The sequence below is a fragment of the Maricaulis sp. D1M11 genome, assembly GCF_047308265.1.
In the GTDB taxonomy this organism is placed as follows: Bacteria; Pseudomonadota; Alphaproteobacteria; order Caulobacterales; family Maricaulaceae; genus Maricaulis.
On the sequence record NZ_JBKQWY010000008.1, the window covers coordinates 1 to 20,211 of the forward strand.

At 58.7% G+C, this 20,211-nt stretch carries 16 protein-coding genes and 2 tRNA genes; 6 read left to right on the forward strand and 12 right to left on the reverse strand.

What is annotated here, in order from left to right:
- Positions 1-99: 99 nt before the first annotated feature.
- Positions 100-1,380, reverse strand: coding sequence for an adenosylmethionine--8-amino-7-oxononanoate transaminase (locus tag RMQ97_RS12580; RefSeq protein ID WP_413661242.1), 1,281 nt, complete (start codon positions 1,378-1,380; stop codon positions 100-102).
- 68 nt (positions 1,381-1,448) lie between these two features.
- Here RMQ97_RS12580 and RMQ97_RS12585 point away from each other — a divergent pair, with 68 nt between their 5' ends.
- From RMQ97_RS12585 to RMQ97_RS12595, 3 genes are all read left to right on the forward strand, one after another.
- Positions 1,449-2,612: an aminotransferase class I/II-fold pyridoxal phosphate-dependent enzyme gene (locus RMQ97_RS12585; protein WP_413661243.1), complete on the forward strand. Its 1,164-nt coding sequence runs from the start codon at positions 1,449-1,451 to the stop codon at positions 2,610-2,612.
- A gap of 35 nt (positions 2,613-2,647) precedes the next feature.
- A complete protein-coding gene (gene bioD / locus RMQ97_RS12590) occupies positions 2,648-3,304 on the forward strand; it encodes a dethiobiotin synthase (protein WP_413661244.1) in 657 nt (218 codons plus the stop codon).
- A 78-nt stretch (positions 3,305-3,382) separates the two neighbouring features.
- Positions 3,383-3,790: a DUF6491 family protein gene (locus RMQ97_RS12595; protein ID WP_413661245.1), complete on the forward strand. Its 408-nt coding sequence runs from the start codon at positions 3,383-3,385 to the stop codon at positions 3,788-3,790.
- 88 nt (positions 3,791-3,878) lie between these two features.
- Here RMQ97_RS12595 and RMQ97_RS12600 read toward each other — a convergent pair whose 3' ends face one another.
- Positions 3,879-5,270: a hypothetical protein gene (locus RMQ97_RS12600; protein WP_413661246.1), complete on the reverse strand. Its 1,392-nt coding sequence runs from the start codon at positions 5,268-5,270 to the stop codon at positions 3,879-3,881.
- A 413-nt stretch (positions 5,271-5,683) separates the two neighbouring features.
- On the opposite strand from RMQ97_RS12600, the gene RMQ97_RS12605 reads away from it, so the two are divergent.
- Positions 5,684-6,787, forward strand: coding sequence for an acyltransferase family protein (locus tag RMQ97_RS12605; RefSeq protein ID WP_413661247.1), 1,104 nt, complete (start codon positions 5,684-5,686; stop codon positions 6,785-6,787).
- A 221-nt stretch (positions 6,788-7,008) separates the two neighbouring features.
- On the opposite strand, the gene RMQ97_RS12610 is transcribed toward RMQ97_RS12605, so the two are convergent.
- From RMQ97_RS12610 to RMQ97_RS12650, 9 genes are all read right to left on the reverse strand, one after another.
- Entirely contained in the window at positions 7,009-7,305 is a 297-nt protein-coding gene (locus tag RMQ97_RS12610) for an integrase core domain-containing protein (protein WP_413661248.1), read from the reverse strand.
- A gap of 178 nt (positions 7,306-7,483) precedes the next feature.
- A tRNA-Val gene (locus tag RMQ97_RS12615) sits at positions 7,484-7,559 on the reverse strand.
- A 91-nt stretch (positions 7,560-7,650) separates the two neighbouring features.
- Entirely contained in the window at positions 7,651-8,823 is a 1,173-nt protein-coding gene (gene pheA / locus RMQ97_RS12620; protein WP_413661249.1) for a prephenate dehydratase, read from the reverse strand.
- Between the two features lie 261 nt (positions 8,824-9,084).
- Complete coding sequence (locus RMQ97_RS12625; RefSeq protein WP_413661250.1) at positions 9,085-9,960, reverse strand: hypothetical protein; 876 nt, start codon at positions 9,958-9,960, stop codon at positions 9,085-9,087.
- 19 nt (positions 9,961-9,979) lie between these two features.
- Positions 9,980-12,379 carry an endopeptidase La gene (gene lon / locus RMQ97_RS12630; RefSeq protein ID WP_413661251.1) on the reverse strand — a complete coding sequence of 800 codons (2,400 nt, stop codon included), beginning with the start codon at positions 12,377-12,379 and terminating at the stop codon, positions 9,980-9,982.
- 138 nt (positions 12,380-12,517) lie between these two features.
- On the reverse strand, positions 12,518-13,789 hold the full coding sequence (clpX, locus tag RMQ97_RS12635) for an ATP-dependent Clp protease ATP-binding subunit ClpX (RefSeq protein WP_413661252.1): 1,272 nt from the start codon (positions 13,787-13,789) through the stop codon (positions 12,518-12,520).
- A 169-nt stretch (positions 13,790-13,958) separates the two neighbouring features.
- On the reverse strand, positions 13,959-14,573 hold the full coding sequence (locus RMQ97_RS12640) for an ATP-dependent Clp protease proteolytic subunit (RefSeq protein WP_413661253.1): 615 nt from the start codon (positions 14,571-14,573) through the stop codon (positions 13,959-13,961).
- Between the two features lie 198 nt (positions 14,574-14,771).
- The gene (tig, locus tag RMQ97_RS12645; protein WP_413661254.1) at positions 14,772-16,226 is read right to left on the reverse strand and encodes a trigger factor; all 1,455 of its coding nucleotides are present in this window, start codon (positions 16,224-16,226) and stop codon (positions 14,772-14,774) included.
- A 234-nt stretch (positions 16,227-16,460) separates the two neighbouring features.
- Positions 16,461-16,545, reverse strand: a tRNA-Leu gene (locus RMQ97_RS12650).
- A gap of 139 nt (positions 16,546-16,684) precedes the next feature.
- Here RMQ97_RS12650 and RMQ97_RS12655 point away from each other — a divergent pair.
- Both RMQ97_RS12655 and RMQ97_RS12660 read left to right on the forward strand, forming a co-directional pair.
- Positions 16,685-17,890, forward strand: coding sequence for a hypothetical protein (locus RMQ97_RS12655; protein WP_413661255.1), 1,206 nt, complete (start codon positions 16,685-16,687; stop codon positions 17,888-17,890).
- 131 nt (positions 17,891-18,021) lie between these two features.
- On the forward strand, positions 18,022-18,633 hold the full coding sequence (locus RMQ97_RS12660; protein WP_413661256.1) for a methyltransferase domain-containing protein: 612 nt from the start codon (positions 18,022-18,024) through the stop codon (positions 18,631-18,633).
- A 4-nt stretch (positions 18,634-18,637) separates the two neighbouring features.
- On the opposite strand, the gene RMQ97_RS12665 is transcribed toward RMQ97_RS12660, so the two are convergent.
- The gene (locus RMQ97_RS12665; protein WP_413661257.1) at positions 18,638-20,116 is read right to left on the reverse strand and encodes an MATE family efflux transporter; all 1,479 of its coding nucleotides are present in this window, start codon (positions 20,114-20,116) and stop codon (positions 18,638-18,640) included.
- Positions 20,117-20,211 lie beyond the last annotated feature (95 nt).

Genomic DNA, 20,211 nt, shown 5'->3' on the forward strand with positions numbered 1-20,211 from the left:
CGCAAACCTTGCGGCTCGCCAAAGCGAGGTGCGTTGTTTATGGGCTCTCCTGTCCGCGGTCAAGCGGGTTTGCTGTCAAAACGCAGCAAAGACGACAGGTCATGCATCGCCCTCAAAATGCTCCCGAGCCCAACGACGTGTCACGTCGATCATGGTCGTCACCAATTGCGTGAGTTCCTCCTTAGAGATCACAAAGGGCGGCATGACATAGATGATCGTGCGGAAGGGCCGGATCCACACACCTGCCTCCACAAACATGGCCTTCAGACGATCCAGATCAGGCATGGAGGCCATTTCGATGACGCCAATGGCGCCCTGCCAACGCACATCCACCACGCCGGGAATGTTCCGCGCTGCAGGCAGCAAGTCTGCCAGCCGGGTTTCGATCGCCGCGACCTGCCCCAAACGGTCCTCCTGATCAAAGAGGTCGATCGATGCATTTGCAGCCGCACAGGCCAGCGGATTGCCCATATAGGTCGGGCCGTGCATCAAAGCCTTCATCGGATCGTCATCCCAGAATGCGTCGAACAGTCGGCGTGAACAAATGGCGGCAGCCAAAGGAAGGGTCCCGCCCGTCAGCGCCTTGGAGACTGTCATGATATCGGGTGTGATACCCGCCTTCTCGCAGGCGAAGAGTGTGCCAAGCCGCCCGAACCCGGTCATAATCTCGTCGAGGATCAAGGGCAGATCAAACTCATCACAGATACGGCGCAGGCGCTGCAGGGTCTCAACGGAATGAAAGACCAGTCCGCCCGCCCCCTGGACCAGAGGCTCGGTAACGATGCCTGCCAATTCGTGGCGATGGGCCTGGATCAGTACGCGCAGGCTTTCGGCCTGCTCATCGGTTTCGGGAAGGTCCGCAATCACCTGTCGCGGCAAGCTGTCACCAAACAGGGCATGCATGCCCTCTTCGGGGTCGCAGACCGACATGGTGGCAATCGTGTCGCCATGATATCCGCCACGGAAGGATAAAAAGCGGGTCTTGCCAGTTTCGCCGCGATTGAGCGCATACTGCACGCAAATCTTCATGGCGATTTCGACTGAGACCGATCCCGATTCGCAGAAGAACACATGATCCAGATCGCCTGGGGCGAGATCTGCGAGACGTGTTGCCAGCGTCTCGGCGGGGTCATGCGTCAGCCCGCCCAGCATCACATGCGGCAGGCGTGACAGTTGATCCGTCACCGCCTGCATGATGTGGGGATGGCGATATCCATGACACACCGTCCACCATGACGACACACCGTCGATCAGACGCCGCCCGTCTTCCAATGTCAGCCACACCCCCTCCCCGGACACGACGTTGAGCGCAGCCGGTGTCGTTTTCATCTGGGTGTAGGGTCGCCACAGGTGGGGGCGCGGTTCGGAGGATGCAGTCATGGGCCTCATCTCTGCAATTGGATCAGGCCGGGGCTTTAGCAGTCCAGCCAATCATGCGACAGGGTAGCATGACATCTGATCCGACCTCTCTCGACACATTCGCATCGCAAAAACTCCACACGCTCGAACAGCGCAAACTGCGTCGATCGCCACGCGAATGCACCGCGCTGGATGCCGTGCGGGTCATGATGGACTCCCGCGAACTCATCAATTTTTGCTCCAATGACTATCTCGGCCTGGCCCATCATCCACAGGTTAAGGAAGCCGCCGCCCGGGCCGCCCTCGACAATGGCGCTGGAGCAGGCGCATCACGGCTCGTCACCGGTGGACATGCGCGCCTGTTCGCGCTGGAAAAACGCCTGGCGGCGTTCAAGGGCACCCAGGACTGTGTGATCTTCGGATCGGGATACATGGCCAATATGGCCATAACACCGGCCCTCGCCGGCCCGGACGATATTGTGTTCATTGATGAGCGCGCCCATGCCTGCCTGTTCTCCGGAGCCCAGCTTTCACGCGCCACACTGGACGTCCTTCCGCACAATGACACCGATGCCCTGGCTGACCGTCTGGACCGGAAGCGCAGGGCGTATCGTCACGCCCTGGTCCTGGTCGACAGCGTCTATTCGATGGACGGAGATCTCGCACCGCTCGATGTCTATGCCCGGATCAGCGCCCGGCATGAGGCCTGGCTCCTTGTGGATGATGCGCATGGGCTCGGCGTTCTGGGCAATGGCCGCGGCGCAGCCGAGACCTTTACTCCCAAACCCGACATCCCCTTGCAAATGGGCACCCTGTCCAAGGCGTTGGGCAGTTATGGCGGCTATCTGTGCGCGAGCCATGAGGTCTGCGAGCTCATGCGCAGTCGGGCTCGGCCGCTGATTTACACCACCGCCCTGCCCCCGGCCGTGATCGCAGCGGCCGAGGAAGCGCTGACACTGGTCGAGACGGACCCCGAGCTCTGTGCGCGTCCCTTGCAGCTGGCGCGTCTGTTCGCGGCAGAGCTCGGCCTGGATGAGCCCCAAAGCCCCATTGTCCCGGTGATACTGGGCGATGCCGAAACAGCCCTTGCGGCGTCCGATAAACTGCGCGAAGACGGATACTTGGTGATGGCCATCCGACCGCCCACCGTGGCCGAAGGCACAGCACGACTGCGCGTCACCTTCAGTGCGGCTCATTCGGAAGAAAGTGTTAAGTCTCTGGCCGCAAGTCTGAAACATATCATCCAGGACTGATTCCCTCGCAATCGGTCCCAGACCGCCGGAGTAGCATGGCCCGCCCGTTTTTTGTCACTGGAACCGGTACGGATATCGGAAAGACCCATATCCTGTGTGCGATGCTGGAGGCTCACCGCAAGGTCGGTGGCAAGGCCCGGGTGCTGAAACCTATCATCTCGGGCTTCGACATGGCGACCATACAGGACACGGACACACTCCGGCTTCTGGTCGCGAACGGTGATCCCCTAACCAGCGAACAGGTCAAAGCTACCTCACCCTGGCGGTTTCGCGATCCGCTCTCGCCCGACATGGCCGCCCGGGCCGAGGCCCGACGCCTGTCGCTCACCAGCGTCTCGTCCTGGTGTCTCGACCAGATCAAACCCACCGGCCTGACCGTGATCGAAGGCGCGGGCGGCATCATGTCGCCCATTGCCGAAGACGGTCTCAACCTGGACCTTATCCGCGAGCTGGATGCGCGTCCCATTCTGGTGGCTGGGACCTATCTCGGTACGATCTCGCACACACTGACGGCTCTTCGGGTCCTGGATGGCCCGGCCACGGTCATCCTTAACCCTCACAAGCCGGGCAATATTCCCGTACGCGAGACGGTTCGCAGTCTTCAACGCTTTGCGCCGCGCGCGGACATCCGGGTGTTTGACGCACGCAATCCGGCGGGATTGCTTGATATCTTTGACGTCCAGGCGGTCTAGTCCGGGGCGGATTTAACTATGCGCTCCCACGTGACCGCGCCATACTGATGGCGAGGGACCCAATGGAGAGTATGAGCCATGACATACAAAATCCTGACTATCGCTGCCCTCGCTGTGAGCACAGCGACAGCCTGTGCCTCCAGCGAGGCCACCCCGTCTGAGGATACCGAGCCCCGGCAATGCTTCCGCACCGATCAGATTTCCGGTTTCTCCAGTATTGATCGCGACACGCTTCGTGTGCGCGTTTCGGGCCAACGACGTTTTGATCTGGAGGTGCAAGGGCCTGGATGCAGCGATGTGGAATGGTCACACACCGCCGCGTTCATCAATAATACGGGTTCCAGCCTGATGTGCGCAGGACGTAATCCCGTCGGTGCAGAAATCCGCGTCCGTGACCAGATGGGGTTCTGCCGTGTGCGCAATGTCAGCTATGTCACCCCCGAAACCGAGGGTGACGAGACCACCGATACCGAAACGGAAAACTAAGCTAACCGAATGCTGACGATAAAGGCGCTCCCCGGAGCGCCTTTTTTGTTCCGTCCGGGTTGAAAGCGGGACCCGTCGAAGACCAGATCTAGAACCCAACCTCTGACAGGATGATCAGGCCGCGCTGGTCGGCGGCATCACGAAAGCGCTCCGACACTTTACCAGACACATGGATCTCGCCGTGCGAGGCACCCAGAGCATCAAGGCTGGCCTGGAATTGGCCCATGCCGACGGCGGTCTCCTCAGTCCAGAACACATGATCCGCGACAACAGGAAGGATCAGCCGATCACCGGTGGTCCGCAGCAGCGGCACAGAGTGGCTGGTATAGAAACCATCATACTCTTGCCCATCCAGGTCCAGCGCCGCCAGATAGCGGGTGATCCGCACCAGTGTCCGGGCCTCCTGCCGCGTCTGAATGGTATCGGTCAGCGCAAACAATTGCCGCCGTGCATCCAGCGATGCAATCGTCTGAAGGGCAGCGACGAACCGTGTCTGACTGGTTGGCGTGAATGCCGCATTCTCCTGAAAGGCCAGAACGGCCTGGGTGCTCACACCGCCCCATTGCGCGATTTCGGCGGCCTCCCGTTCGCGGCGAACTTCGGCATCCTCATACAGAGCCAGTCGTTCGACATTGTCGTAGACACTCACACCGGAAGACACCAGCTGCACCGTCTGGCCATAGGGATTGGGCACCAGTCGAAAACCCAATGATGCGGACGCCTGGGTCCAGGCCACACGGTCGAGTTCCGATTGGAGAATCTCGTTATCGCTATAGGGGTCCACGCCCAGTTCACGCTGGAGATCGCGTTTGGCCCGCTGCTGCCCGGTCAGCCGACGTCCCACGCCCCGTGCAGCGTCCGACGTCTCCTGGGCCGTCTCACGCAAGGCCTCACAATTCTCCCGCTCCGGATCACAGGACTCGCCATCAACCGAGCGGATGATCGCGTCGCCCGCCCCGCGCGCGGCACTGCCCGTCGCCTCAACTCCGGTTTCCACGAAACGCCCGGCCGTGTCGGCCACATTGGACACACCTTGCGGCACGGATTCGACCAGCTCACGGGCCTCGTCAGGTGAGGTAATAATCTGCGCTGTGCGACGGACAAGACGGAAGGGCGAGCGGATCAGATTGACCGTCTCCTCCTCCACCGTATCGAGGATCACCTCGGACCGGCCGGTCTGCGAAAGCTGGGCGATGGCGCCGATCTCATGAAGACGCTCGTCCAGCTGATCATTGCCCTGAACGGTGAACTCACCGAACTGCGATCGGATGACATAGGTGTTGAGCATACCATTACTGCGCGCCAGCGGATCCAGCGTGTGGAAGGGACCGTCGAGCAGGCTCGCATCCACCTCGCCCGCGGTCTCGACAAAGCCCGGCGTCTCGAAGGTCTGGGCAAGAGCGGATGATGCGCCGCTCACCCCGGCCAGCGCGCCCAATGCGACGAGGCCACCGATAAATGTGTCAGTTTTCATGGTCATGGCAGTCCCCTTGTCCGGGCCAGGCCCCAGGTTCATCCCGGGTGGACATTCACCGCCCTAATCTAGGCGTGAACCGAATTCATACAACACGCACGCGCCACTTGGGCTGCGCTCGGCGCCAGAAAAGTCCAGCCATGCTGAACCCGTGCTGAAGGGGAAGGAATGTCGAGGAAAAATGGTGGGCGGTGAGGGGCTCGAACCGAGAAGTGCTGATAGCAGCGCTGGACAAGGTTGCTGACACAATACGGCCACGATCGGAGAAATCGTCCCCCGTCGCCAGACCGCAAATCGACGTTATTTCAGGGGAGTTGGTCAGAAAAACCTTGACGCTGGTTGGGATTAAAGCGACCACATGACTCGTTGTAAGCAGCAGGGGGCATGCCAGTGATCAACCCAAATCTGGATGCAAAACGATGAGTTGGTTTCTACCAAATGTCGGCGAGGGACGCTACCATCAGTTGGATACGCTCAGATTCTTTTTTGCCCTCGCGGTGGTTTTTCACCACATCTCTGTATTCTCTTGGATGTCTTCGCTAGGTCTGGCAGTCGATTTTTTCTTTATACTGTCTGGCTTCGTTTTGACGCCTTTCATTCTCAAAACCAAAATTGGATATGGTGACTTTGTCTGGCGCCGGATTGCACGTATGTATCCGCTGCATTTCGTGACGCTGATCGCCATTTTGCTGGTCTACCTGTTAACCGGCAACGGAGGGATCCGCCCCTACCCGGATGGCGAATTGCTTACTTTTACAGCTCATTTGTTTTTATTACAAAATATGGGGTTTAACGACCATTTATCGTGGAACTGGCCTAGCTGGTCCATCAGCGTCGAATTCTGGTTGAATATTCTCCTACTCTATTTTCTCGTGTCTCGTCGGATGATTATTACATCCATTACAATCACGATTGCCAGCTTTGCTATACTGTATGCAACAAAAGGTGGACTCTCGTGGTTGCATACCCAGCAGATCTGGGATTTCGTGCCGAGTGGTTTGATCCGTTGCGCTGGTGGACTCGCGCTCGGTTATCTGTGCTATGAGATCTTTCTCGGATTTGAAGAAAACAGAACGCGGAATCCTAGTCGCAAAATAACGGTTTTTATTCTGAGTTCTATTGCCGAAATCTCGCTCATCGCACTCGCTTTCTGGGCAGTGGCCTATTTCCAGCGCGCCGAACAATTTATCGCAATTCCGGTTCTAATGGTATTGGTTATCGTGTTCTCATTTGGAAATGGTCTACTGTCACAACTCCTTTCGATCCGCATTCTGGCCTATCTCGGAAACCTCAGCTATGCGGTTTATCTCATTCATGGCCCGCTTATCATTCTATCCCGTCGGCTGGGTTATCCTATGGGCAGGGATGTAGATTACACACCAGAACGTCTGATCATCTTTTTTGGGGCTTTGTTCCTATTCTCTGTGTTGTCGTACCACCTGATCGAAATGCCAGGCAAAAAAGCGGTAATGTCGGTCGGGCGCGTCTGGCTGGAACGTGCGCGCAAAACCCACAATTACTAAGGAACGGCAGATGAAGTGACATAGTTTGACTGTCTGACTGTCAGTCAGTAAGTCCTGAGACCCTCCGGTCCCTCGTTTGTTTCGAGAGTCTGGTCCTTTCATAGTCTTTGGTCTGAGGTCTAGCGTTTGTGCCGGGAGCGGAGCCCACGCATAGCTCGAGCGACCGGCACTCTGCGGGCGTCAGCCCGCCCAGGGATGAGTGGGACCGGTGGTCGTTGTAGTCATGGCGCCAGCACCTTACATGCATGAGCAAGGCTGTCGAACACCTCCTCGTTGAGGGATTCGTCTGGAAACTTTTCGTGGAAGCTCTCGCAGGATCCGCTCTCTCGCGTGCTTACGGGAGCGATGTAGAGCCTCTTCACGTAAAGCCGTCCCAACCAGTCACGCAAGACCATGACTATGAACTCGACGCCGTTGTCGGACCGGATGTGCACGGGCGGACCGTACTCGACGATAAGGTCTGCCAGCGTTTCCAGGACCAGCTTCGAGTTCAGATTGAGCTCCACCCGGATGACCATGCGTTTCCTCGCCCCCCCCTTCAAACACGAGGTAAAGGACTCGATTGCTCATCGTAGGAACGTGCTCAAGCGCACATTTACCAAGCGGTTGGCGCATAAGGGGTACGAGGCGTATACCCCCCGGAAACTAGGCCACTCTTCAAATCCTTAGCGAACTAGAATACATTGGAAGACGGGATGGTGGGCGGTGAGGGGCTCGAACCCCCGACCCTCTCGGTGTAAACGAGATGCTCTCCCAACTGAGCTAACCGCCCGAACCATGTCGTGGCGGGGTTCTAGTCCCAACTGGGGCAGACTGGCAAGCCTGCCCTGCAGGATAATGTGAATTGCAGGCTGCAACGCGCCCTATTCCGCAATGGCGACCTTGTCGATCAGGTCCGCAGCATAACATCCCAAGAGCTTGATCTCGCGGGTATGTTCCTCCAGCACGCTCATCGCGCTGCGGATACTGTCGCTTTCGACATGGCCATCCACATCCATGATGAACATTTCTTCCCAGACATTGCCCGGGATCGGTCGGGATTCGAGTTTGACTAGGTTCACGCCCTGATCACGAAACCCGATCAGCGCATCGACCAGCGAGCCCGGTGTGTCCCGCACGGTGAACATGAGCGAGGTCTTGCATTCCACGGACGTGGTCGGCGGCTTGCTGTCTCGCGCTATCACGATGAAACGCGTGATGTTTTGCTCATGATCACCCACTCCACGTTCCAGAACATCGAAGCCGAACAGTTTGGCGGCGTCCTCACCGGCAATCACACCGGCCGTGTCATCATCTTCCAGCACTCTTTCGAGCGCGCGCGTGGAGGAGGCCGCCATATGGGTTTCGATTTCCGGATGGGAGGCCAGCCAGCGCCGCGACTGGGCCAGGGCCTGGGGATGACCATAGACACGCTGGATGCGGCCCAATCCGCTGGAGCGACCGATCAGACAGTGATCCACACGCAGCATGAATTCGCCGGCAATCCGTGTTTTGGAGGCCAGGAGAATGTCATAAACCTCGTTGATCGATCCCGTCGTGGTGTTCTCAATGGGCACGACACCGAAATCCACCTCACCGGTCTCCACAGCACGGAAGATCGAGTTGAAGTCACGCTTGGGAGACGGAACAACCGACGCCCGGCGGCGCTCGAAAATCTTCTGAGCGGCGATGTGGGAGTAGGAGCCCGGCCCACCAAGATACGCAACAGTGGCCTCGTTCAGATCCTCATCACGTAGACTGTCAAACTTGGTGCGCTGACGCTGGATCGAGGCTTCAAACAGGTTCTGGAACAGGGTTTCGATCAGATTGGACGGGATGCCCTGCTCTGCCCCCATGGCCATGACGCGTTTGAGAATATCGGCTTCGCGCTCGCGGTCGCGAACCGGAAGTCCCGCCTCCGCCTTGGCATGCAGGATTTTTTCAACCAGCTCTGAACGCTTGGCGATCGTCTCGACAAGGGCCTGGTCCAGCTGGCTGATTTCCGCCCGGATCTCATCGCGGGCGGCGGTATCGGTCTGTGTCAGCGTATCGCTCATGGGTGTGCCTCAAACAAAAAAGACCTCCCGCTGGGGGAGGTCTGGGAAACTCGCTGCTTGTCGCGCGTGTTAACCGGCCACCGCCCCCCATCGGGTTGCGTTGGTAAAATAGCCAGCAAAATAAAACGTCGCGTAAGTCATGCGCTCACCCTGCCCGCGACGTGCAACAGCGTCAATCCCCCGCCCGCACACTGCGAGCATGTTTTTTCGAATACCTGCATTCAGGCCAGCGGGACGCGCACGGATCGTGTTCGACAGCCATTATTTACGCTCGCGCCATTCCCGACGATAAACGGATTCCTCGTTGAACTTGCGATCCGTGGCGTCGGCGAGTTCGCGTTGCTCCACCTCGCTTGAGGCTCGCACCGTGTGGCCTGTCGGCAAGGAGGTCCGCTGGATGGGCACCACCTGGACCAAAGGCGTGCCGGCCGGCAGGGTGTAGTCACCCGGCGCGCCCGTCCACGCAAAGGGGAAGTTGATCCGCGGTTTGAACCGGTCGCAATCCACAAGGCCGGTGAAACACGTGAACGGCAACTGGAAATGGTTGAACGGCGGTGTGAACAGGACTGAATAGCCGTCCGGCACCCTGATCTGCCACGGATTCATCCATTTCAGCGGCATTGTCTGGGCAAAGGGCGCAGCGGGTGCCCCGATCTGGCCAGGGTGATGCTGTTCCACCGGCTGGAACGGCACATCCTCGGCCCAGCCCATCTGAATATTCACCCGGTCTTCAGGGACCAGGATGCGCACCGTAAAAGGAAGCGGAATAATCCAGCCCAGCGTAAACGCGTCGGTGACCGGCAAACAGGCCTTGACCGTCAGACCCGGCAGACCATTGGGGTCGGGCATGCCCATATCGCGTTGCATTGAACGGAACCAGTCGGGCAGGAAACGAGAGGCCCGTTCCGGCTCCGGGATAAGCCCCTTCAGCGCCGGATCACAGACGAATTCGATCTCACCACGGCCCTCTGCTGCGTCCACCGGTCCAGCGGATTGTGTCGCAGGATCGGACGATGTCGCAGGGTCTGGCGGCGTTGCCGGGTCTGGACTGGCGGTCTGCGGACCTGTCCGGTAGCCGGGAGCTCCGAGGCTGAATGAGTAACCCAGTGAGGCATTATCGCCGGTTTCATTACTCATTCAGACCTCCACGAGCGTATCAGTGGGCGATCTGCGAACCGCCCTCCTGGGTAGGGTGATTGACCGCAGCGAGAGCTGCCTCATCCGCCTCGGTCCACTCCACAGGTTGTACAGGCTCAACCAGGGCGCGCGTCAAGACCTGATCGGCGGTTTCAACCGGAATGATCTCCAGTCCTTCTTTGACATTGTCCGGGATCTCCGCGAGATCCTTCTCATTCTCTTTGGGAATGAGGACAGTCTTCACACCACCGCGAAGAGCTGCGAGCAGTTTTTCCTTCAATCCGCCAATCGGCAGGACACGGCCACGCAGGGTAATCTCACCCGTCATGGCGATATCCTTGCGCACGGGAATGCCCGTGAGAACAGACACAATGGCCGTCATCATGCCGATACCTGCGGACGGTCCGTCTTTCGGTGTCGCACCCTCCGGCACGTGCACGTGGATATCGGTGGCCCGGAACACGGTCGGTTTGACACCGACCGAGGGGGCACGCGACTGGACAAAGGAATTGGCCGCAGAGATGGATTCCTTCATCACATCGCGCAGATTTCCCGTCACCTTCATCTGGCCCTTACCGGGCATGCGCACGGCTTCGATGGTGAGCAGATCACCACCGACTTCAGTCCAGGCCAGGCCGGTGACCACACCAACCTGGTCTTCGGTATCGGTCTCGCCAAAGCGGAATTTGCGAACGCCAGCAAACGTGTCGAGATTGCCCGCATTGATTGTCAGGCTCTTGGCCTCACGGCTCTGGATCTTGCGCACCGATTTACGCGCCAGATTGGCGATCTCGCGCTCAAGTGAACGCACGCCCGCCTCCCGCGTGTAATAGCGGATCAGATCGCGCAGACCGTCGTCTTCAAGCACCCATTCGGTATCCTTGAGCGCGTGATTCTTGCGCGCTTTGGGGATGAGGTGACGCTCGGCGATTTCGACCTTCTCATCCTCGGTGTAACCGGCGATGCGGATGATCTCCATCCGATCGAGAAGCGGTTGCGGCAGGTTGAGCGTATTGGCCGTCGTCACGAACATAATGTCGGACAGGTCATAATCCACTTCCAGATAGTGATCATTGAAAGTGGAGTTCTGTTCCGGATCGAGCACTTCCAGCAGGGCAGAGGCCGGGTCGCCGCGATAATCAGCACCCAGCTTGTCGATCTCATCGAGAAGGAAAAGCGGATTGGAGGATTCCGTCTTTTTCATCGACTGGACAATCCGGCCCGGCATGGAGCCGATATAGGTGCGTCGGTGTCCCCGGATCTCGGCTTCATCACGCACACCGCCCAGCGACATGCGGACAAAATCACGGCCCGTCGCCTTGGCAATGGAGCGTCCCAGAGAGGTCTTGCCGACACCGGGAGGCCCGACCAGACACAGGATCGGTCCCTTGAGCTTCTTGGTGCGGGCTTGCACGGCGAGATGCTCGAGAATGCGCTCCTTGACCTTCTCCAGACCATAATGATCCGTATCCAGGATGTTCTCGGCACGCCCCAGATCATTTTTCAAGCGTTTGCGCTTGCCCCACGGCAGAGACAGGATCCAGTCCAGATAATTGCGCACGACCGTGGCTTCCGCCGACATAGGGCTCATCTGGCGCAGCTTCTTCATCTCCGCCTCGGCCTTGGTCCGGGCTTCCTTGGAGAGTTTGGCCTCGGCAAGTTTTTCTTCCAGCTCAGCGAGTTCCTCGCGGCCGTCATCGCCCTCACCCAGCTCGCGCTGGATCGCCTTCATCTGCTCATTGAGATAATACTCGCGCTGCGTCTTCTCCATCTGCCGTTTGACGCGGCTGCGGATCTTTTTCTCGACCTGCAGGACGCCGATCTCGCCTTCCATCAGACCCAGCACGCGCTCCAGGCGGGCGGCAATGCTGGTCTCCTCGAGCAAGGATTGTTTGTCCTCGATCTTCACGGCGAGATGCGCAGCAATGCTGTCAGCCAGCTTGGCCGGTTCGGTGATCTGGCTCAGAGACGCCAGCGCTTCTGGCGGCACCTTCTTGTTGAGCTTCACATAGTCTTCGAACTTGGACGCCACAGACCGCATCAGTGCTTCCAGCTCGCTGTCATCACCCTCATTGTCCGGGATGATTTCAGCCAGAGCCTGGTAGAATTCTTCATTGGGCAGGTGTTCGGCGATCTCAGCGCGCGCGCCACCCTCAACGAGAACCTTCACAGTCCCGTCGGGCAGTTTCAGCAATTGCAGCACCGACGCGACAACCCCGGTACGGTGGATGGCATCGGGAGCCGGTTCATCATCTCCGGCGGTTTTCTGAGTGGCGAGCAGGATCTGCTTGTCCGCCCGCATAACTTCTTCCAGCGCCCGCACAGACTTTTTGCGGCCGACAAACAGCGGCACGATCATGTGCGGAAAGACGACAATGTCGCGCAGGGGAAGAAGCGGAAGTGTCCTAGTTTCAGACATGGTTACTCCAATCAGTCCCGCGAAAACGCCAGATCATTCGCTGCCAAACTTGGCGCGATTCGATCCGTCTCGCGGGGAGAAAACGGCGGTGCCGAAGCACCGCCTTTGATCTTGAAGTGGATATCCGGTCGCCCGGCGTCAAGCGCCTTCGCGCTTATCGTCCTGACGTTCCGCATAGATGAAGAGCGGTTTGGCATTTCCATCAACAACTTCAGCGTTGACGACAATCTCTTCCACACCGTCGAGGCCCGGCAGTTCGAACATGGTGTCGAGGAGGATGCCTTCCATGATGGACCGCAGCCCCCGTGCACCCGTCTTGCGATCGATCGCGCGTTCGGCGATGGCTGTGAGCGCATCCTCGGTAAAGGTCAGCCCCACACCTTCCATGTCGAACAGGCGCTGATACTGCCGCACAAGTGCGTTTTTCGGCTCGGTGAGGATCTGAACCAGGGCATCGGTATCGAGATCTTCAAGTGTCGCAATCACCGGCAGACGACCGATGAATTCGGGGATCAGACCAAAGCGTTGCAGGTCATCCGGCTCCACTTCGCGCAGGATTTCACCCGTCCGGCGTTCGTCAGGTTCACGCACATCTGCACCAAAACCGATGGATGTGCCCTGACCACGCTGAGAGATCACCTTGTCGAGACCGGCAAAGGCGCCCCCGACCACAAAGAGGATATTGGTGGTGTCCACTTGCAGGAATTCCTGCTGGGGATGCTTACGCCCCCCTTGTGGCGGCACGGATGCGACCGTGCCTTCCATGATCTTCAAAAGGGCCTGCTGGACGCCCTCACCCGACACATCGCGGGTGATCGACGGATTGTCGGACTTGCGCGAGATCTTGTCGATCTCGTCGATATAGACAATACCGCGCTGGGCGCGTTCGACATTATAGTCGGCAGCCTGCAGCAGTTTCAGAACGATGTTCTCGACATCCTCACCCACATAACCCGCTTCGGTCAGTGTCGTGGCATCAGCCATGGTGAACGGAACATCGAGGATACGGGCCAACGTCTGAGCCAGCAACGTCTTGCCGCAACCCGTCGGACCGATCAGAAGAATGTTGGACTTTGCCAGTTCCACATCGGCATTCTGCGAGGCGTGGTTCAAACGCTTGTAATGATTGTGGACCGCGACAGCGAGAACACGTTTGGCATGGCTCTGACCGATCACATAATCGTTCAGCACGCCAAAGATCTCGTTCGGTGTCGGCACACCCTCTTTCGATTTCACCAGCGAAGACTTGTTCTCCTCGCGGATGATATCCATGCAGAGTTCGACACATTCATCACAGATGAACACGGTCGGACCGGCAATCAGCTTGCGCACCTCATGCTGGCTTTTGCCGCAGAAGGAGCAATACAGGGTGTTCTTCGACTCGCCGTCTGCGCCTGTTGTCTTACTCATGACCGCTCCATTTTCCTTCAAGGCCCCAGCTTGGCGCCCCTTTCCCTCTCAGACCAGCAAGATCAATGCCGAACTTTAGCGAAAGGTTTCCAGTCCTGCTTATTCGACCACAGTGTTGCAGTCCGGATCAAGCGCCAAGCGTTGCTTTCAAGCACTAGGTGTCAGGTGTTTATTCCTCACCCGTGCGGGTTTCGACGATGGAATCGATCAGACCAAACTCCTTGGCCTCGTCTGCGGTCAGGAAATTGTCCCGATCCAGAGCACTCTCGATTTCCTCGTAAGTCCGTCCGGTATGTTGAACATAGATCTCGTTCAAACGCCGCTTGGTGCGCACGATATCGGCCGCATGGCGCTCGATATCCGACACCTGCCCACGGAAACCGCCCGAGGGCTGGTGTACCATGACCGAGGCGTTCGGCGTGGCAAAGCGCATGTCCTTTTCACCGGCTGTCAGCAACAGCGAGCCCATGGAGGCGGCCATGCCCAGACAGATGGTGGACACGGGCGAGCGGATATACTGCATCGTGTCGTAGATCGACAGGCCAGCGGAAACGACCCCGCCCGGCGAGTTGATATACATGGAGATTTCTTTTTTCGGGTTCTCCGATTCCAGGAAGAGCAACTGGGCGACAATCGAGCGCGCCATATAATCTTCAACCGGGCCGGTCACGAAAATGATCCGTTCGTTGAGCAGCCGAGAATAGATGTCGGCAACCCGCTCACCGCGGCTCGTCTTTTCAATGACACTGGGAACGAGTTCGTACATTTCCAGCGGATCACGCATATCTGGCTCCTGGGCAAGCGGTTTGGGCTCAAACCGAGTCATGAAGGCGGGAGGAAACCCTAGCACGGGCTTCCCGGTGGAACACAAGCCTGCATGCAGCAGGAGAGGTTAATGTCCACATACACGTTCTGCAGATAAAAACAGGCGCCGGAGGTTCAACCTCCGGCGCCTGCCTGATTACAGTGATGCCGCGAGGGTCTAGTCCTCGGCAGCGTCCTCGGCCTCGGCCTTCTTGGCAGCGGCCTTTTTCTTCGGAGCGGCCTTCTTCTTGGCCGGCTTTTTCTCTTCCTTGGCTTCAGACTTGGCTTCCGGCGCATCCTCGTCGGCGAACAATTCTTCGCGCGTGACCGTGCTCTCACTCACTTCAGCCAGTTCGAGGATGTAGTCGACGACTTTTTCCTCGTAGATCGGAGCGCGCAGCTGCGCGACGGCGTTCGGGTTCTTCTGGTAGAACTCGACGACCTGTTTCTCCTGACCTGGATACTTCATGGCTTCCTGGTTGACCGCGCGCGCCAGCTCTTCCTGGGTCACGTCGATATTATTCACCCGGCCAATCTCGGCCAGCACCAGGCCCAAACGCACACGGCGCTCGGCGATGCCACGATACTCGGTCTTGAGTTCGTCCTCGGACTTGTCCTTGTCCTCGTCTTCCAGAGCGTCATTCTCGATCGCGTTCTGGATCTCACGCCAGATATTATCAAACTCGGCGTCGACCATTTTCGGCGGCAGGTCGAAGCTGTGAAGCTCGTCCAGCTTGTCGAGAAGGTCGCGCTTCACCTTCATGCGGGATTGCTGAGCGTGTTCGCTCTCGACATTCTTCTTCAGGGCATCCTTAAGAGCGTCGAGATCATCGAGACCCAGCCGCTTGGCCAGTTCGTCGTCGATCTTCGCTTCCTGAGCCGACTCGACCGATTTGACGGTCACATCAAAGACAGCGTCCTTACCGGCCAGGTGTTCGGCCTGGTAGTCGGCCGGGAAGCTGACATTGAGCTCACGCTCCTCGTCCTTCTTCGCGCCGATCAGCTGTTCTTCAAAGCCCGGAATGAAGGCGCCATCACCGATCGCAACGCGGGCGTCTTCAGCAGATCCGCCATCAAAGGCTTCGCCGTCAATCTTGCCAACGAAGTCGATGACGACGACATCACCTTCTTCGGCCTTGGCGGTCTTGCCACCTTTTTTCGGCGCGTATTCACGGCTCTGCTCGGCCAGGCGATTGAGGCTTTCCTCGATATCACCATCCTCGACCTCGGCGACCGGACGTGTCAGCGTCAGCTTGGCCGGATCCGCCGGCTCAAATTCCGGCATCACTTCCAGGCTGATCTCAAAGGTAAAATCGGCCTTGCCCGACACAACCTCTTTCGCATCGGAGACCACATTGATTTCCGGTTGAGAGGCCGGGCGGACATTCTTCTCTTTGAGCGTCTCATCGGTCGTGGCCGGGACGAGCTCATTGATCAGGTCGCCCATGATGGATTCGCCGAACATCTTGCGGATGTGGCTGGCCGGAACCTTGCCCGGGCGGAAGCCTTTCAGGCGCACTTCAGGGCGGATTTCTTCGATCTTTGCGGACAGGCGAGCCTGCAGATCGTCCGCAGGGAAGACGATCTCATAGGTGCGGCTCAGGCCTTCAGCAGATTTCTCGGTGACGTTCATGGGTTAGCCTTGAGTGATCGGTTAGTGGCAAGTCTGCCTGCATGGAAAAACGAGCGCGCGTTATGTCACGCCGATTCCGTAGACGCAACGGTGAGGCGCGGTTGAGCCGGATTGAGTGCAGCTTATCGCGCCGACACCGCTCGCGAAACAGCGTCCATCGAAGGACATCCGGAGAGCACGGCCCGGTGCAGCGTTCTGGAGCAAGGAGTCGTGCCTGAAGCGAACCATCAGACCTGGTGCGGATGGAGAGACTCGAACTCTCACGCCTTGCGGCACTGGAACCTAAATCCAGCGCGTCTACCAATTCCGCCACATCCGCACGGTCTGGTTTAGAGGTCGCGGGTGATCGCATGCCCGCTCCGGGATGGCAAGCACGAGGCGCAAGAAACAGACTTAACACAGCGGAAACAATACTCTGCGCCTAATACCCCAATAGAGTTAAAGGTGAGCCTTGCGTCATGTCAGTCGATCTCAAGACATTTATCAAAAAAGCCGCTGCAGATGGCCGCGAAATCGACATCGGCAAGTTCAACTTGATTAATCTCGACGAGGTCAGGAATGCCGCCGGCGAGAGCTGGCCTAAACTCAAAAACCGTATTTTCCAGTCTGGGCTAAACTTTATCGAAAACCGGGTGGCGGATGAAGATTCGGTCCTGGCCTTCAACAAGGGGTTCATTCTTCTGTTTGCCGATCCCGATACGGATATTACGAAGGCGGTCGGCCAGATTGCAGCGCAGCTGAAAGCCTTCTTCCTCGGTGAACCCGACCTGGCCCATCTGGACATCGTCACTGATACGCTCAAGGCAGATACTGGCGGAATCATCAAGATCGTCTCGTCCAGTGACACGCCCACACCGGATGCACGCAAACCCCGTCCAAAACCCAGCATGCCCGAGGATGGCGATGTGCCTCATGGCACGTTGCAGGCCTTTTTCCGGCCGGTCTGGGACGTGGACAAACAACAGCTCTCCGCCAATATCTGCTTTCCCAAGGTCAGTGTGGAAGGCCGCTGGACCGATTATTCACGTGCGCGCGAACTGCTCATGACCGAACGAGATACGCTCGAAGCCGATATCAGCGCGGCCGAGGGCGCCGTGCGGGCCTTGCGCCAGTCCGTTGCGCGAAAGCTCCCGCTGACACTCATTCTGGGCGTTCAATGCGAAACCCTGGACCAACGCTCTGCACGTGAAGACTGGTGCGCCATCTTCGATGACATCCCGGCCAACGCCCGTCGCAAGATCTGGCTGCGCGTGGAAGACCTGCCCGAAGACCCCAAAGCGGCCCAGCCCTATCTGAAAACCGTCAGCGAGCTGGGCTTTACCGTCATCGCCCAGCGACCGTTCGGCGAGTTTGAACTGGAGGGCTTCGATCAAAGCGACGCCAAACTGGTCTCGACTGTAACACGTCCACCCTCTAATTCAGAAAGCGAAGGCCTGCTGGCCCATGAAGTCAAGGCTCTGGGGCGGCTGGCCCGTGATGCGCGGGACATGCAGGCGCTGGTTCTGGTCGACGATATTCGCGAAGCCAAGACCTTCAACGACATGCTCGGCAGTGGGGTGCGTTTTCTGGCGGGGGGCCAGGTGCTCAAGGATACGCCCCTGCCCCAGCCTCCCAAGGCCTTCACACGGGTTGAGCTCGCCCGGCTGAGCAAGGCTACCGCCTGACCTCCGACTGAATTCCACCTGACCAGAGCCAACCCTCGCGCGAGACCACGCGCACATCCGAGGTGTGCGACTTCTGCTTGGTCATACAATACGCTCTTTTGTACATCGCCAGGAACCGCCACAATGGCGTCATGACTCAAGACAGCGAAAATCGATCCGCGATGGATTGGGACCAACGCTTCCGGGATGACACCACCCCCTGGGAGCGCGGCAGCTTGCATCCTGCTTTCCGGGCATGGCTCGAGGCGAGTGTGATCCATCCCGACCGGACACTCTACATTCCCGGCTGCGGCCGATCACCGGAAGTCACGGAAGCCGCACAAGCCGGGGTCTCCGTGACCGCCTCGGATCTGTCGCCAACCGCCATGGACTGGCAAAAAACCCAACTGGATGCGGCCAGTCTGTCCGCCACCCTGGTATGTGATGATGGTCTGGCCTGGCGGCCGGACGTGCCGTTTGATGTGATCTACGAACAGACTTTTCTGTGTGCGATCCATCCCGACCGGCGTGTGGAGTACGAGCGCATGGTCCATGAGGCGCTGAAACCGCAAGGTCGTCTACTGGTTCTGTTCATGCAGAAGGCCGAGCTGGGCGGACCACCCTATGGCTGCTCACCCACCGCCATGCGTCAGCTGTTTCCAGCCGAGCGCTGGGTCTGGCCGGACGAGGAAAATTTCACTCCTCACCCGCATCCCAATCTCAAGGGCAAGCCAGAACTCGCCGGGATACTGCGCCGGATCTAGACGGTTATGACGTCGGGGATTCGGGGGCGGGCCGATCTGGATCGAGGCGTGTCTCACCGACCGGAACGGCATTTTCATCATCCTGTGCCGGACTGGGTTTGGCCCGGGCCCGGCCGTTCTTAGCCGTCATGGGTGCAACACTCAGCACCAGGACCACAGTGACAATACCGGCGATTACATTGGCTGTCGCGATACCGGCGATCACACCCGTGACCGAGCCGAAAACGACGGCACCGCCAATCACGAGCGGTATCATCAGCCCGATCGCCCGGCCCGAGGTGATCATCACACCGGCCAGAGGGCGACCCAGACCATTGAAACCCGCGCTGGCCGCCATGGTGATTCCATACCCGGCAATCGTAATAGGAACGATCTGCCAATAGGTTTCAGCCACCTGCTGGCCAGCCACATCATCGGGCATGAAGGCCGCCGCGAACAATCCGCCACACAGGGCAAAGAAGATCGCCATGCCCAGCCCCCAGGCCGTGCAGAACAGAAAACTCTTGGTGAAGGCCTGTCGTACACGATCGGGCAAGCCTGCGCCGCCGTTCTGACCGGTGACCGCGCCGATCGAGGCGGACAGGGCAAACAAGGGGGCAAGAGCGAAGGCTTCCAGACGCCCCCCGACGCCCAAGCCCGCCACGGCGGCATCGCCGAACTGGGCTGCACCCAAAGCCCCCATCGCCACAGCCAGGCCAAAGGGGTTGAACGTATTGGACGCCGCAGCGGGCAGACCTACACGGCAGATCTCGGCCCAGTGGTGCAGGACCTCGCCCAGTCCCGGCCAGGAAAAATCAATCAGCTTCTCGCGGAAGACCAGATAGCCGAGCACAAAAACGAAGGTCACGCCATTGGCGATAACCGTGGCCGTTGCGGCCCCGGCGACACCCCAGCCTAGTCCGGGCAATCCCCAGATCGAATCGAGGATGAAAAACGGGTCCAGGATGAGATTCACGAAGGCGGCCGCCATCATCATGACAGACGGGATCACCGCATTGCCCAGAGCGCGCAGAATATTGCTCGCCACCATGGGACCGACAATCAGGATAATACCGCCAAACCAGACCGACATATAATCGACGACGTGCGGCAGGACCGCCTCACTCGCGCCCATGAAGCGGAACAGGGGCTCGACAAGGATCACCCCCACAATTGAAACGGCGCCAACCAGCAAAACGGCCAAGGTCATCGCATCGGTCGCGATCCGGCGAACAGACTCGGTGTGTTTTTGTCCCTGTGCCCGCGACACAGCCGACACGGCTCCCGCGCCCAGGCCAATCGAGACACTCATCACCAGCATGGAGATGGGAAAACTCATCTGGACGGCAGCCTGCTGGGCAATCCCCAGGGACCCGACCCAATAGGTATCAATGGTACCCACGAGCATCATTGCAATAATGCCGAAGGTCATCGGCAAGAGCATACGGAAAATATGCCCAAAGACCGGTCCTTCGGTCATGTCCCGCGCTGCGCGTCCCGCCATGTGATACTCCCTGATCGCCGGGAGCATATAGGAAGCCCCCGACACATCTGCACTATCATGCACTCAACAAAGTGTGAGATTGAGCAGATGCGCCT

Excerpts from the sequence above, each read along its gene's own strand:
- lon (WP_413661251.1), bottom strand. The coding sequence starts at position 12,379 with ATGTCTGAAACTAGGACACTTCCGCTTCTTCCCCTGCGCGACATTGTC.
- RMQ97_RS12580 (WP_413661242.1), bottom strand. The coding sequence starts at position 1,380 with ATGACTGCATCCTCCGAACCGCGCCCCCACCTGTGGCGACCCTACACC.
- RMQ97_RS12595 (WP_413661245.1), top strand. The coding sequence starts at position 3,383 with ATGACATACAAAATCCTGACTATCGCTGCCCTCGCTGTGAGCACAGCG.
- RMQ97_RS12660 (WP_413661256.1), top strand. The coding sequence starts at position 18,022 with ATGACTCAAGACAGCGAAAATCGATCCGCGATGGATTGGGACCAACGC.
- RMQ97_RS12600 (WP_413661246.1), bottom strand. The coding sequence starts at position 5,270 with ATGACCATGAAAACTGACACATTTATCGGTGGCCTCGTCGCATTGGGC.
- RMQ97_RS12610 (WP_413661248.1), bottom strand. The coding sequence starts at position 7,305 with ATGGTCATCCGGGTGGAGCTCAATCTGAACTCGAAGCTGGTCCTGGAA.
- RMQ97_RS12655 (WP_413661255.1), top strand. The coding sequence starts at position 16,685 with ATGTCAGTCGATCTCAAGACATTTATCAAAAAAGCCGCTGCAGATGGC.
- bioD (WP_413661244.1), top strand. The coding sequence starts at position 2,648 with ATGGCCCGCCCGTTTTTTGTCACTGGAACCGGTACGGATATCGGAAAG.
- pheA (WP_413661249.1), bottom strand. The coding sequence starts at position 8,823 with ATGAGCGATACGCTGACACAGACCGATACCGCCGCCCGCGATGAGATC.
- tig (WP_413661254.1), bottom strand. The coding sequence starts at position 16,226 with ATGAACGTCACCGAGAAATCTGCTGAAGGCCTGAGCCGCACCTATGAG.
- RMQ97_RS12665 (WP_413661257.1), bottom strand. The coding sequence starts at position 20,116 with ATGGCGGGACGCGCAGCGCGGGACATGACCGAAGGACCGGTCTTTGGG.
- RMQ97_RS12585 (WP_413661243.1), top strand. The coding sequence starts at position 1,449 with ATGACATCTGATCCGACCTCTCTCGACACATTCGCATCGCAAAAACTC.
- RMQ97_RS12625 (WP_413661250.1), bottom strand. The coding sequence starts at position 9,960 with ATGAGTAATGAAACCGGCGATAATGCCTCACTGGGTTACTCATTCAGC.
- clpX (WP_413661252.1), bottom strand. The coding sequence starts at position 13,789 with ATGAGTAAGACAACAGGCGCAGACGGCGAGTCGAAGAACACCCTGTAT.
- RMQ97_RS12605 (WP_413661247.1), top strand. The coding sequence starts at position 5,684 with ATGAGTTGGTTTCTACCAAATGTCGGCGAGGGACGCTACCATCAGTTG.
- RMQ97_RS12640 (WP_413661253.1), bottom strand. The coding sequence starts at position 14,573 with ATGCGTGATCCGCTGGAAATGTACGAACTCGTTCCCAGTGTCATTGAA.